At 70.7% G+C, this 13,820-nt stretch carries 11 protein-coding genes and 1 pseudogene; 5 read left to right on the top strand and 7 right to left on the bottom strand.

Features of this window, described 5'->3' with window-relative positions:
- Positions 1-176: 176 nt before the first annotated feature.
- Positions 177-632 carry a MarR family winged helix-turn-helix transcriptional regulator gene (locus tag M8J73_RS32295; protein WP_055521415.1) on the bottom strand — a complete coding sequence of 152 codons (456 nt, stop codon included), beginning with the start codon at positions 630-632 and terminating at the stop codon, positions 177-179.
- Between the two features lie 204 nt (positions 633-836).
- Between M8J73_RS32295 and M8J73_RS32290 the strand changes: the two genes are divergently transcribed.
- On the top strand, positions 837-2,771 hold the full coding sequence (locus tag M8J73_RS32290) for an ABC transporter ATP-binding protein (RefSeq protein WP_169797959.1): 1,935 nt from the start codon (positions 837-839) through the stop codon (positions 2,769-2,771).
- A gap of 43 nt (positions 2,772-2,814) precedes the next feature.
- Positions 2,815-3,702 carry an endolytic transglycosylase MltG gene (gene mltG / locus M8J73_RS32285; RefSeq protein ID WP_055543114.1) on the top strand — a complete coding sequence of 296 codons (888 nt, stop codon included), beginning with the start codon at positions 2,815-2,817 and terminating at the stop codon, positions 3,700-3,702.
- A gap of 195 nt (positions 3,703-3,897) precedes the next feature.
- Here the strand turns inward: mltG and M8J73_RS32280 are convergent.
- From M8J73_RS32280 to M8J73_RS45605, 5 genes and pseudogenes are all read right to left on the bottom strand, one after another.
- Positions 3,898-4,953 (bottom strand): annotated as a pseudogene (locus M8J73_RS32280) (NAD(P)-binding domain-containing protein); the annotation flags it as partial.
- Positions 4,954-5,005: 52 nt separating this feature from the next.
- Entirely contained in the window at positions 5,006-6,034 is a 1,029-nt protein-coding gene (locus M8J73_RS32275; RefSeq protein ID WP_055543115.1) for an ABC transporter substrate-binding protein, read from the bottom strand.
- Between the two features lie 107 nt (positions 6,035-6,141).
- Entirely contained in the window at positions 6,142-7,008 is an 867-nt protein-coding gene (locus M8J73_RS32270) for an ABC transporter ATP-binding protein (protein ID WP_249829411.1), read from the bottom strand.
- Positions 6,981-7,931, bottom strand: a complete 951-nt coding sequence (locus M8J73_RS32265) for an ABC transporter permease (protein WP_249829410.1) — start codon at positions 7,929-7,931, stop codon at positions 6,981-6,983. The genes M8J73_RS32270 and M8J73_RS32265 overlap by 28 nt, the downstream gene beginning before the upstream one ends.
- Positions 7,932-8,143: 212 nt before the next feature.
- Complete coding sequence (locus tag M8J73_RS45605; RefSeq protein ID WP_359617036.1) at positions 8,144-8,227, bottom strand: putative leader peptide; 84 nt, start codon at positions 8,225-8,227, stop codon at positions 8,144-8,146.
- A gap of 174 nt (positions 8,228-8,401) precedes the next feature.
- On the opposite strand from M8J73_RS45605, the gene M8J73_RS32260 reads away from it, so the two are divergent.
- From M8J73_RS32260 to M8J73_RS32250, 3 genes are all read left to right on the top strand, one after another.
- Positions 8,402-8,824, top strand: coding sequence for a secondary thiamine-phosphate synthase enzyme YjbQ (locus M8J73_RS32260; protein WP_055713212.1), 423 nt, complete (start codon positions 8,402-8,404; stop codon positions 8,822-8,824).
- Between the two features lie 463 nt (positions 8,825-9,287).
- Positions 9,288-9,626 carry a hypothetical protein gene (locus tag M8J73_RS32255; RefSeq protein WP_249829409.1) on the top strand — a complete coding sequence of 113 codons (339 nt, stop codon included), beginning with the start codon at positions 9,288-9,290 and terminating at the stop codon, positions 9,624-9,626.
- A complete protein-coding gene (locus tag M8J73_RS32250; protein ID WP_055539217.1) occupies positions 9,626-12,253 on the top strand; it encodes an ATP-binding protein in 2,628 nt (875 codons plus the stop codon). Before M8J73_RS32255 ends, M8J73_RS32250 begins: the two co-directional genes overlap by 1 nt.
- A gap of 55 nt (positions 12,254-12,308) precedes the next feature.
- Here the strand turns inward: M8J73_RS32250 and M8J73_RS32245 are convergent.
- On the bottom strand, positions 12,309-13,820 hold a 1,512-nt coding region (locus M8J73_RS32245; RefSeq protein ID WP_249829408.1), incomplete at its 5' end, for a DEAD/DEAH box helicase.

Below are 13,820 nucleotides of genomic sequence, written 5' to 3'. Positions count from 1 at the left end.
GCGGCGGCCCGCCCCTGCCGTGTGCGGCGGCCCGCCCCTGCCGTGTGCGGCGGCCCGCCCCTGATCGTCGGTGGCGGCCCGCCCCGGCTGTCGGCATCGGGCGCCGCTCCACGTCACCGCGCCCCAGCACCGCGACTCAGCACGCTTGCTCAGTCACCGCGCCCGTGCGCCGGGGCTCAGCACGCCCGCTCCGCCCCCGGCGCCCCGTCGACCAGCGTGTCGAGGAGGCCGCCCAGTACCTCTCGCTGGCCGTCCGACAGGGGCGAGAGGATCTCCTCCGCGGCGGACCGGCGGGCGCGGTGCAGCTCTTCCAGGACCTTGCGGCCCTCGTCCGTGACCTCGATCCGGATGACCCGCCGGTTGGTGGGGTCGGGCACCCGGCGTACGCGGCCGCTCGCCTCCAGTCCGTCGACCAGGGTCGTCACGGCGCGCGGCACCACTTCCAGGCGCTCGGCGAGATCGGCCATGCGCGGGGGCGCGTCGTAGTGCGCGAGGGTCCGCAGCAGCCGTGACTGCGCAGGGGTGATGTCCAGCCCGCTCTGCAGAAGATGGTGCTTCTGGATGCGGTGCACGCGGCGGGTCAGCCGGAGCAGCTGCTCGGCGAGCAGTCCGTCGGCATCGGGGGCGGTCATGCGGGAACAATATCAGGATGATGTTCATTGTGAGCATAGGTAACAATGAGCTAGGCTCAGAAACCGTCTCCGTGTGATCCGGAGCCACCTCGCCGCCCGCACCGCACTGAATCCATGACCGGTTGAATCCATAACCGCACGTGCTGCCGAAGCCATGAGCTGACAAGAGGCCGTGCCGGTCCATGACTTACCCCGTAGGAGCCCATGCATCCCGACGACCAACCCGCCTGGACCCCCGCCCGCACCGCGCCCTCCGGCGCCGAGGGGGCCGTCGACGCTCCGGCGCCGCGGCAGGTCCGCCGCATCCTGAAGCTCTTCCGCCCCTACCGCGGCCGGCTCGCCGTGGTCGGCCTGCTGGTCGGCGCCGCGTCGCTCGCCGCTGTGGCGACGCCCTTCCTGCTCAAGGAGATACTCGACACCGCGATCCCCGAGGGCCGCCTCGGTCTGCTGAGCCTGCTCGCGCTCGGGATGATCCTCAGCGCGGTGCTCACCAGCATCTTCGGCGTGCTGCAGACGCTGATCTCCACGACCGTCGGTCAGCGCGTGATGCACGACCTGCGGACAGCCGTCTACGGCCGACTTCAACGCATGTCGCTCGCCTTCTTCACCCGCACCCGCACCGGCGAGGTGCAGTCCCGCATCGCCAACGACATCGGCGGCATGCAGGCGACCGTCACCTCCACGGCAACCTCCCTGGTCTCCAACCTCACCAGCGTGGTCGCCACAATCGTCGCCATGGTCGCCCTCGACTGGCGGCTCACCGTGGTCACCCTGCTCCTGCTGCCGCTGTTCGTGTGGATAAGCCGCCGGGTCGGCGACGAACGCAAGAAGATCACCACCCAGCGGCAGAAGCAGATGGCCGCGATGGCGGCGACCGTCACCGAGTCGCTCTCCGTCAGCGGCATCCTGCTCGGCCGCACGATGGGCCGTTCCGACTCGCTCACCCGGTCGTTCGCCGAGGAGTCCGAGGGGCTCGTCGACCTGGAGGTCAGGTCGAACATGGCCGGGCGCTGGCGCATGGCGATCATCACGATCGTCATGTCCGCGATGCCCGCCGTCATCTACTGGACGGCCGGCCTCGCCTTCCAGTTCGGCGGCCCGTCCGTCTCCGTCGGCACGCTGGTCGCCTTCGTCTCGCTCCAGCAGAACCTGTTCCGGCCGACCGTGAGCCTGCTGTCCACGGGCGTCCAGATCCAGGCCTCGCTCGCGCTGTTCCAACGCATCTTCGAATACCTCGACCTGCCCATCGACATCACCGAACCCGATGAACCGGTCCGCCTCGACCAGGTGAAGGGCGAGGTCCGCTTCGACGACGTCGAGTTCCGCTACGACGACGGCAAGGGCGCCTCCGCCGCGATACTCACCGGCATCGACCTCACCGTCCCGGCGGGCGGCAGCCTCGCGGTCGTCGGACCCACCGGCGCGGGCAAGTCGACGCTCGGGTGCCTGGTGCCGAGGCTGTACGACGTGACCGGCGGCGCCGTCCTGATCGACGGGGTCGACGTCCGTGACCTGAGCTTCGACACGCTGGCCCGCGCCGTCGGCGTCGTCTCCCAGGAGACGTACCTCTTCCACGCGACCGTCGCGGACAACCTGCGCTTCGCCAAGCCGGACGCCACCGACGAGGAACTCCACGCGGCGGCGCGGGCGGCACAGATCCACGACCACATCACCTCCCTGCCCGACGGTTACGACACGGTCGTCGGTGAGCGCGGGCACCGGTTCTCCGGCGGGGAGAAGCAGCGCCTCGCCATCGCCCGCACCATCCTGCGCGACCCGCCCGTCCTCATCCTCGACGAGGCGACCAGCGCCCTGGACACCCGCACCGAGCACGCCGTGCAGGAGGCCATCGACGCGCTCTCCGCCAACCGCACCACCATCACCATCGCTCACCGCCTCTCCACCGTCCGAGGCGCCGACCAGATCATGGTCCTCGACGGTGGGCACGCGGTCGAACGGGGCACCCACGACGAGCTGCTGGAGCAGAACGGGCGCTACGCGGCCCTCGTGCGCCGTGACGCCCAGCTGGAGCCTGCCCGTGCCTCGCAGACGGAGCCGGTATCGGCATCCGGCGCCGATCCCCTCGACGCTCCGGGCCAAAAGGCTTCGCCGCTACGGCCGATGGAGTCGACAAGATGAAGATATGTCGGGTTTGAGGTGATATGCGGGATACCGTGCCCGCATGCAGATGAACACTCCGCCACGGAGCACGATTCGACTGACACGCCGGGGCCGGGCCGCCCTCATCGCGACCGGAGCGGTCGTGGCGGCCGCCGCCGTGGCGGTGCCGCTGATGACCGTGGGCAGTGGTGAAGGCGGGGCCGAGCGGCCCACGTCCCTGGTGGTCCCGGAGGGCCGCCGAGCCGTACAGGTCTACGAGGCCGTCGACAAGGCACTCGGTCTGCCCGCCGGATCCACGAAGAAGTCCCTGGCCAAGGCCCGGCTGTCGCTCCCCGCGGAAGCCCAGGGCAACCCGGAGGGCTACCTCTTTCCGGCGACGTACCCCTTGGCGAAGAAGACGACGCCGGAGTCGCTGCTGACGTTCATGGTGGAGACCGCGCACAAGAAGTTCAACGGCGGCCAGGTCACGGCCGGGGCGCAGCGCAGCGCGATGAACGTCTACCAGGCGGTCACGATCGCGAGCATCGTGCAGGCCGAGGCCGCGACCAAGGCGGACATGGGCAAGGTGGCCCGCGTGGTGTTCAACCGGCTGGAGCGCGGAATGCCGTTGCAGATGGACTCCACCCTCAACTACGCGCTGAACCGCTCCACGTTGGACACGAGCGTCGCCGACACGAAGATCGACAGCCCCTACAACTCGTACCGGCGCATGGGGCTGCCGCCCACCCCGATCGCCAACCCGGGCGAGGACGCGATGCGCGCGGCGACCAACCCGCCGCCGGGCGACTGGCTGTACTTCGTCACGGTCAAGCCGGGCGACACCCGCTTCACGGCGAGCTACGAGGAACACCTGCGCAATGTCGCCGAGTTCAACCAGCGCCGCGGCGGGCAGCCGTCGTCGGCGTCCACGGGGTCGGCCGTCGGAAGCCCCTCCCCGACGTCCGGCTGAGTCGAGTGCCGATACGAGTGGGAGGGCGCGGGCCAGGGGGCGTACGAGGGCACGCGGGACTCAGACGGCGGCGGTCGACGAGGCGGGCGGAGCGGTGACCGGCGCGGTGACCGGCGTGGTTCGGGTGGCGAGGCGCGCGGTTCCGGTGAGCGGCGCGGTGCGGATGGCGGCCGGCGCGGTGGCGCGGGGACCGGTCGGCGCGTCCCTCAGGAGTCGTCGGATGTCCCGGACCGCGGCGCGGCCCGCCCGGTTGGCGCCGATGGTGCTGGCCGAGGGGCCGTAGCCCACCAGGTGGACGCGGGGGTCGACGGCCGCGCGGGTGCCGTCCACGCGGATGCCGCCGCCCGGTTCACGCAGCCGCAGCGGGGCGAGGTGGTCGATCGCGGCGCGGAACCCGGTCGCCCACAGGATGACGTCCGCGTCGACGCGGCGCCCGTCGTCCCACTCCACACCGTCCGGTGTGATCCGGTCGAACATCGCCAGCCGGTCCAGGACGCCGTCCGCGATGCCCTGCCGGATCGCGTCGTTGAGCGGCAGGCCGGTCACCGACACGACGCTCTTCGGCGGCAGCCCCTGCCGGACCCGCTCCTCCACGAGGGCGACGGCGGCGCGCCCAGCGCCCTCGTCGAACGGACCCTCACGGAAGACGGGCGGACGCTGGGTCACCCATGTGGTCGCCGCGGCGTAGGGGGCGAGCTCCAGCAGATGCTGCGTCCCGGACGCGCCCCCGCCCACCACGATCACCCGCTGCCCCGCGAACTCCTCGGGGCCGGGGTACTGCGCGGTGTGCAGCTGACGGCCCCGGAACGTCTCCTGGCCGGGGTAGTGCGGCCAGAACGGCCGGTCCCAGGTGCCGGTGGCGTTGATCAGCGCCCGCGTCGACCATGTGCCGTCCGAGGTCTCCACGAGCAGCCGGCCGCCCTCACCCTCACGCACCGCGCGCACGTCCACGGGACGCCGTACCCGCAGGTCGAAGGTGCGCTCATAGGTCGCGAAGTACTCCCTGATCACCTCGGAGGACGGTCGCGCGGGATCGGCGCCCGTCAGCTCCATGCCCGGCAGGGTGTGCATCCCGTGGACCTTGCCGTAGGTGAGCGAGGGCCAGCGGAACTGCCAGGCGCCGCCGGGCCCGGGGGAGTGGTCCAGCACCACGAAGTCGCGCTCCGGTTCGAAACCGGTGCGCCGCAGGTGATAGGCGCCGGCCAGTCCGGCCTGACCCGCGCCTATGACGACCACCTCGACCTCGCGCATCTTGTTCACGCTTCTACTAACCAGGGGTGCGTCCCGGATCTTCCCCGGCCGGTCAGGATCCCTCCGAGGGGTGGGGCGCGGTGGTCGACGGCGGGAGGCCGCCGTTGAACCGCCGGTCGGTGAAGGTGCCGAAGTCCACCTTGCGGGGGATGAGCTTCAGCCGGGTGAAGGCGTCGGCGATCGCCTGCTCGGAGGCGATGAGAGGCTCGTCCACGGCGACCGCCACGCGCGTCGCGTACGTCCGCTTCACCGCCGCCAGCGCCACGTCCTGCGGGAGGCCCGTGTCCTTCGCCCAGACCTTCGCCCACTCCTCCTCGTGCGAGTACACCCACCGGTACGCGCGCCGCAGCCGCTCCAGGTAGTCCTTGATCGCGGCGGCCTTCCGCCTGTCCTTCAGCGCGCCCGGCGCCGCCACCTGGAAGGTCAGCCCGTTGGTGACGCCGTCCCCGGTGGTCAGCACCCGCCCCTGCTTCGCCTTGAGCACCTGGGAGGTGTACGGGTCCCACACCGCCCACGCGTCGACCTTGCCCGAGGTGAACGCGGCGAGCGCGTCCGCCGGCTGGAGGTACTTGACGTCGACGTCACCGAGCGACAGGCCGGCCTCCTGCAGGGAGGCCACGAGCTGGTAGTGCGCCGACGACCCCTGGGCCACGGCCACGGACCTGCCCTTCAGCTGCTCGGTGTCCCTCAGCTTCGAGTCGTTCGGCACCAGGATGGCGTCGCCCTTGGAGGTGCCGTGCCAGGCGGCCACGACCGTGATCTTCGAGTCGGCGCCCGCCGCGAAGACGGGCGGGGTGTTGCCGACGCCACCGATGTCGACGGCCTTGGCGTTGACGGCCTCCAGGAGTGGCGGCCCCGAGGTGAACGTGGACCACTTGATCTTGTAGTCGAGGTCGTCGAGTTCCCCGGCGGCCCGCAGGATTGCCTCCGAACCGCCCTTCTGGTCACCGACGTTCAACGTGAGCGAGCCCTTGCCGTCGGTGCCGTCGCCGGTCGAGGTGCTGGCGGCGGAGTTCCCGCCGCAGGCCGAGAGAAGCAGGGCCAGGGGCAGGAGCAGGGCGGGGGCGAGGCGTCGTCGCATGGGGGATTCCGTTCGGTTGGTTCACGAGGTGGGGATGTGCGGCCTGGCGCGAGCAGGTCCGGGTGCCGGGGAGACGTGGGTGGGGGGCGTGTGCGCGGAACGGGGAGTCAGGCCGCCTCGGCCACCGTGTCGACGCCCAGGCGTTCGAGGAGTCGGGCGCGCAGCTCGGCGAAGCGGGGGTCGGTGATGTCGCGGGGCCGCTCCAGGTCGATCCGCGTCTCGTACGCGATGACGCCCTCGTCCATCACGAGGACGCGGTCGGCGAGCAGGACCGCCTCCTCGACGTCGTGCGTGACGAGCAGCACGGCGCAGCCCCGCCGCTGCCACAGCTCGTCCACCAGGCGCTGCGCCTTGATCCGGGTGAGCGCGTCGAGGGCACCGAACGGCTCGTCGAGCAGCAGCAGATCCGGCTCGCGGACCAGCGCCCGTGCCAGGGAGGCACGCTGCGCCTCGCCGCCGGAGAGCGTCTTGGGCCAGGCGCCGCTGCGATGGTCGAGGCCCACCTCCTTGAGCGCCCGCTCGGCGAGGGCCCGTTCGGGCTTGCCGGGCAACCCGAGGAGGACATTGCGCCACACTCTCTTCCACGGCATCAGCCGCGGCGCCTGGAACGCGACGGCCTTGCGGCGCGGCACCAGGACGGTGCCCTCGATGTCCCGGTCGAGCCCGGCGAGGATGCGCAGCAGGGTCGACTTGCCGCAGCCGCTGCGACCGAGGAGCGCCACGAACTCGCCCGGCCGGACGTCGAGTCGGAGGTTGTCGATGACGGGGCGGCCGTCGAAGGAACGCGTCAGCCCTTCGACGTGCACGGCGTGGGGCGCGGAGGCGGGAGCGGCGGCGGGCGCACGGGTGTGGGGTACGGAAGCAGGCGTGGGCGCGGGGTGGACGGGGGCGAGGGTGGGGGTGGGGCGCGCGGGGGAGCCGGGGGCCGGATCGGCCGTCTTCGGGGTCACCGGCCGGTGAACGTCGGTCGCCATTGCAGCAGCAGCCTTTCGAGGGAGCGGACGATGAAGTCGGCGAGCAGACCGAGGAAGGCGTAGACGATCAGGCAGACCACGATCACGTCGGTGCGCAGGAAGTCCCGCGCCTGCACCATGAGGAAGCCGATACCGGCGTCCGCGTTGATCTGCTCGGCGAAGACGAGGGCGAGCCAGGCGATGCCGAGGGAGTAGCGGAGCCCGGTCATGGCCCCGGGCAGCGCGCCCGGCAGTACGACGTGCCGTACGAGCCCCCAGCGTGACAGTCCGAGGGACTCACCGGCCTCGATCAGCTGGGAGTCGACGCCGCGGATACCGGCGTACACGTTCAGATAGAGCGGGAACGACACCCCGAGGGTGATGATCGCGACCTTCGGGGCCTCACCGATGCCGAACCAGATGATGAACAGCGGGATCAGACCCACGAACGGCACGGTCCGCAGCATCTGCACACTCGCGTCCACGAGGTCCTCGCCGACCCGGAACAGCCCCGAGAGCAGGGCGAGTCCGGTGCCGACGACGGCGCCGAGGACCAGCCCGGCCGCGACCCGACGCAACGACGTACCCATGGCGGAGGGCAGCGACCCGTCGGCGATCAGATCGCCCGCGACCCGTGCGATCCGCCCCGGCGAGGCGAGCACATCGGGCGTGAGCGCCCCCGTGGCGCTGAGGATCTGCCAGAGCAGGAGCAGCAGCACGGGCCCCGACGTGCGGCGCAGCCATCGGGGTACGCGGGTGCGACGGGAGGAACTCGGCCGGATGGGTTCGAGGCCGAGGTCGACGTCGTGGGCAGGGACCGGGGCCGCGGGGGATTCAGGGGCGTCTCCGCGGGAGGAGGCGACGCCGTTGCCGCCCTTGGCGAACCCGGAGGCATCCGGAGTGTCCGGTGGAGAGGAGTCGGGCGGGGCATGGCTGATGCTCATGGGGGCTCCACGGGGAGGGGGGAGAGCGGCCGACGGCGTGGGGCGTACGCAGGGTTGCCGCCGCGTCAGGCATCGGTCGGCGCACGTCAGTTCACCCGGTCCGCGGACGGGTTCACCGGGGACGGGGCGGAAAATGGGGACGCGAGCCCGATGTCAGACGTGCGGGCTGCGAGCGACGCACGGACCAGGCGGAAGAGCGGGATGAGAAGGCGTCAGCAGCCGCGACAACAGGCGGCGGAGGCCACCCGCAGCAGGTCGATGTGACCGCGCGAAGTGAGCAGGGCTGAACGCAACATGCCGTCGAACGTAGCCAGCCCGTCCGCGTACGGTCAATGGCCGTCTCGCGAAATGGACCTACCGTCTCATGAGCGCCGGTGTCGGGAGGCGGTGAGGCCGGCGCAGGGGAGGGTGTGCCGTTCGGCGGGTGGTCGCTCCCGTGTCTCCGCCTCGGGGTGCGCGAGGATGGAACCATGTCCGATGCCTTCACCACCCGAGTCCTGAACGTCGCCTCCGGCTCCCGTGAGCGGGTCGTCGATCTCACCCGCGACTGCGAGGCGTTCCTCCGCGAGGCGGCCGCCGGCCGGGACGGTCTCCTCAATGTCTTCGTCCCGCACGCCACCGCCGGCATCGCCATCATCGAGACGGGCGCCGGCAGCGACGACGACCTCCTCGCCGCCCTCCACACCCTGCTGCCCGCCGACGACCGCTGGCAGCACCGCCACGGCAGCCCCGGCCACGGCCGCGACCACGTCCTCCCGGCGTTCGTCCCCCCGCACGCCACACTCCCCGTGGTCGGCGGCAGCCTCCAACTGGGCACCTGGCAGTCGGTGTGCCTCGTCGACACCAACAAGGACAACCCCGACCGCCAGGTCCGGCTGAGCTTCCTCGGTTAGGGCGTCCGGTCGGGACCACAGGGAGCGATGACGTCCGGCGGCACCGCATATGGCGGGAGCGGTACGGCCGCTGGGCGTCATCGACAGGTTCATCACCGGACCAGGCGGCAAGTGCAGGTGACCCACCACATCGGCGAACGCTCCTCGAACGGCTGGGACGGACGCGCCGACGGTTCCGGAACTGACGCCACCCTCGATCTCAACCACCCGGCCGCCGCGAGACTCTCCAGGCCGGGGACATCCTCGACCTCGGGCCGTCGGCTGTTCCGGAGCCTCGGCCCTGGCATACGCTGATGGATCGCGGTGTGTTGCCAGTCTGCGGTGGAGAAACGGGGAGCGGATGACGACCGAGCCGACGCCTGTGCAAGGCGGCCATTATGAGGTGCAAGCGGGCGACGTGGCAGGGCAGTTCGTGGTGGGGGCGCACAATACGGTGATCCGGTCCGAGCGACCGCGGGAGCTTGTGGAACCCGTCACCGACGCTCAACTGGCCGAATTGCGTCAGGAGTTCGAACGTGTGCGGGTCCAGCTCGCTGAGCTGGGAACGGGCGGGCGGGGCGCCGAGGAGCGACTGGACGAGCTGGAGGAGGCCGTCACGGCCGAGGAACCGGACGTCTCCGTCATGGTGTACGTGCGGAACTGGTTCCTGCGGACGCTGCCCGCGCTGGCTGGGGCGGTGACGACTCTGATCAGCGACCCCGTCGTAGGACAGCTCGTGTACCAGGCGGGCGACCAGTTGGCCCTCGAGTACGACCGCCAGTTCGGCACCCAGCGGCCCGAGAGCAACGCGCCGAACCGCTGATGGAGGAGTCCGAAAACCGGGTTCGGATCAGCGGAGATGTCCGTGGCCAGGTCGTCGTGGGGGACCACAACATCGTGGTCTCCGCCGAACAGTCGGTCGTCACCATCCTTACCCCGGCGCAGCGGCCGGAGTGCCGGCGGCGGGACGATCCGCAGTTGCTGCCGCGCCGCCACCGCACGGCCGTGGGCCGGGAGCAAGAACTGGCGGCTATCGAGGCGGGGATGGATGCCGGCGGCCCGATGCAGGTGTACGGCCCGCCGGGGACCGGGAAGAGCACAGTGCTGCGGATGGCCGCTCACCGGCTGAGCGGCCGACGGGACGGCGTGGTGTTTGTGGACGCCGCGAGCCGGGAGACGGGAGATGTGCTCCAGGACGTCTTCGAGGCCTGCTACGACGCGCCCGGGTACCGGCCCGGCGCGATCGAACTGCGGCGGCTGATGGCGGACGTCGGCATCAGTCTCGTACTCGACGATCTGGAGTGCTCCTCGGACGAGCTGGACGCGGTACTGGACACGGTCACCGCCGCAGCGGTGCTGTACTCGGCCGCACGGCGCAGTCTGTGGGGCGAGGGCCCGACACTGGCGCTGGGCGGACTCGGCTGCCACGAGGCGTCAACCCTGTTGGCCCAGCAATTGGGCCGCCCCCTGCGCGCCGACGAACTGTCGGTCGCCGAAGAGCTCTGGCGGGCGACGGCCGGCTCGCCGGGGCAGCTGCTGCGCGCCGTCGCGGGAGAACGTCTGCGCCCCCCGGCCGAGCTGGGGGACCTGCTGCCGAACGTACTCGCCGAGTTGACGGGCGCCGATCACGAGGTTCTCTCGTTGCTGGACCTGGCAGGGGCCGGCGGTGTGAGCACCGGCCTGCTGACCGCGCTGGTGGCGGGTGCCGGGGTGACGGCCGGCTCGTACGAGCGGCTGGTCACCCTGGGGCTGGTCGTCCCCACCGTGCTCGGCTTGCGGATCTCCGCCGATGTCGGGGCCACCTTGTCCGCGCGCCTGGATCTGGACACCTCCGCGTTGACGGCGCTGTGCCAACGGCTGCGGCGATGGGTGGAGGAGCCGGACCGCGCCCCGGCCGACGTGGCTGGTGACGGCGCGCTGATCACCGCCGCCATTGACGCGGCAGCACGTGCGGGTGCCGCAGGGGCGGGGGCCGGCTTGGCGCGCGCGGCAGCCCCCGTGGTCGCCTGCTCGCTGCGGCTTGGCGTGTGGGGACGCGTGCTCGAGTTGGGCAGGGTGGCAGCCGAACGGGCCCACGACAACGGGGTTCTGGCCTACCTCACGCACGAGCAGGGCATCCACCGACTCGTCACCGGCAAGCGGGCGGCCGCGGCAACGGCGTTCGCCGCGGCCGCCGAGATCTGGCGCAGACTCGGCGACAGCGGTCATGCGGGCACGGCCGAGGACGCCGGAAGTCTGTGCGGGCCGGACGCAGGGCCGGCGTCGCAGGCCACAGGGCAGGAGAGCGCGGCTCCGCACGATCCGACCGCCGGGCAGGACGCGGGCGCCACCGGCGACTTCGGTACGGAGCTCGCCCAGGATCCATCCGGCAGCCTGGCGTCCACGCCGGTCGACCCCGCCACGGCAACCGCCGCTGGTGCCAAGGGGACGACCGCGGTCGGCGTCAAGAGTGGCCTGGGCCTGACGGCCAAGGTCGTCATCGGCGGAGGGCTGGCCGTCGTCACCGGCGTCGGAGTGGTCCTCGGACAGCGGGCACCGACTCCGGAGACGGTGCCCGTGCGGGTCACGGTCACCACGCGGGTCGTCGAGGTGTCGATGCCCGCCGGAAAGCAGGACGGCTGTCTGATCCACGACGGCTCGACCGACTGCAGCAGCGTCGTCATGTCCAAGAAGGGCGAACGGGGTCCCATCGCCGTCGAGCCGACCGGGCAGTTGCCGGAAGGGGCGTCCATCCTCTACTGGGGCTGTGACGAAGGCCCCGAGGCCACGTCCTGTACGGTGCGGGCCGACAGCGCCAGAACCGTCTGCGTCAGCACCACCAGCGCCGCCGACAGGGTGGCCAGGGAGAACTGCGCCGAGGAGACGGGGGCGCCGCCGCCCAAGGTCCGCACCGAGGCGATCACCGTCGTGGCGGTGGACGCGACCGGTGAAGCACGGCCGGGCTACACGGTCGTCGAGCAGGCGGGGGCGGACAACTACGTCCTCGGGTGCCTTACATCTCCGGCCGCCAAGTCCCCGGACATCGTCTACTGCGCACCCAATGCCGCCACTGCAGACGTCTGTTGGATCAAGGACGACCGGTCAACCGTGCTTTGCGGTGACGATCCTTGGAAGAAGAGACTTCTCCAGTACGTGGTGAACGACGGGCCCGTCCCGCCAGTGGGCCCGCAGACCGAGCCCATCCCGTGGGCCATGGAACTCGCGGACGGAACGCGCTGTCGGCTCAGGACCGGTGGTGCAGGCCCCTCCCTGCCTGACGGGATGGTGGCCGCGTACTACTGCGGGGACACCGGCGTCCTCGTCGCGCAGGGACCACGAACACCGCTCCTCGACACCTCCGCAGTGGGGTGGACCGTACAGACGATGGACGAGGCAGCGGTGTCGCGGGGCGACGACTCGATCCCCCCGAGGACGGAGGTCGTCAAGGTCTACTACGCGGGCAGAAACTGATGGGTATTCCCCTCCGAGGCCGAGAGGGCCTATCCGCACTGTCTCGCCGCCTTTGTCAGCCGCCACCCGTGAGCAGTCGCTCGCGCTCCGCCGCCACAATCTCCCGTGCCAGCTCAGCGTCCGTGATGTCGTAGGCTTCCGGCGCGCTGTCGGCGGTTTCGGAGACGCGGGCAAACTCCGCGAAAAGCTGGTTCTTGCGTGCCAAGATCTCAATGATCCGCTGGTCGACGCCCTCTTCGGAGAGCAGGCGGTGCACTTGTACCGACTCCAGCTGCCCCATCCTGTGGGAACGACCGATGGCCTGCCATTCGGTCGTCGGCTTGAGCTGGGGCTCGCAGATCACGACGACCGATGCCGACTGAATGTTCAGTCCGACGCCGCCTGCCACGATCTGCGCGACGAGGACCGCCCCCTGGGGGGCTTGGGAGAACTCATCGACCATGCTCTGTCGCTTCGCGGCAGGAACGGAGCCGGTGAGGGGCCCGAACACCTTTCCCGGAAGGACCGACGCCACTTCGTCGAGGACGTCACGGAAGTACGAGAAGACCAGCACCTTGCGCTCGTTGTCCTCTGCTTCCTGGACGATGTCGATGAGACGCTGCATCTTCTCCGACTTGGTGCCGGCGCGTAGCGCGGCTTGGCGCATGGCCATGAAGTTGCCTTCGATGACAGCCGATCGGTAATGCTGCTGGTCGGCGCTGGACATCGGCATCCACTCGTCGATGTCGAACCGCTCCGGGAGTTCGGTGAGGACGTCTTCCTGATTGCGTCGTAGGTAGGCCGGCGCCACCTGCTTCCGGAACTGGCGAGGAGCGATTTCCGAGGCACTGATCGACAGGTCTGGCCGAAGATACCCGACGAGATTTCGGAACTCCTCGATCCGGTTCTCCAGCGGGGTGCCGGTCAGGAGGATCGTTCGCTCCAAGCCATCGATCAGGGCCGTGGAGCGCCGGGTTCGCTGGGCGCCCGGATTCTTGATGTAGTGGGCTTCGTCGAAGACCAGGCATGCCGGTCTGGCGCGTTCGGGGATCCGGCCTTCAAGCCAACCGAGGATGTCGTAGGTGGTCACCGCGACTCCACCGTGGCGGATCCAGGATTTCAGCGCGTCGTCGCGACCGGGCCCGTGCAGGCGATACGCGCTCAGGTCGGACTTCGCCCGGACCTCGCGCACCCAGTTGGTGACGACAGCGGCTGGGCACACCACCAGGAAGTGGGAGGAGCCCTTGGCGTGCAGGTGGGCGAGTACGGCGAGTGACTCGACCGTCTTTCCCAGACCCATCTCATCGCCGATGATGACCTTGCGTTGCACGATCGCGAAGCGGGCACCGAATGACTGGTATCCACGAAGGGACACCTTCAGGCGGCTGGTGTCGAGCTTCAGTTGCCTGACCGCCTCGACGATTTCGGTCGGCAGGTCGCCGTGGCTCTTCTCGGCGTCGTCGGCCAGGAATCCGAGCTCCGCGAGCATGGCGTAGTAGTCGGCCGGGCGCGCGATGAAATCATCCCAAGGATCACCGCCCGCGGCGTCGTCGCCGGCGTTGAGCATCGCCCCGCGGCGCTCGACGGC

This window comes from Streptomyces neyagawaensis (assembly GCF_023516595.1).
GTDB classification, from domain to species: domain Bacteria; phylum Actinomycetota; class Actinomycetes; order Streptomycetales; family Streptomycetaceae; genus Streptomyces; species Streptomyces neyagawaensis.
Note: the sequence above shows the minus strand (reverse complement) of the source record. Positions and strands in the feature narration are given on the sequence as shown.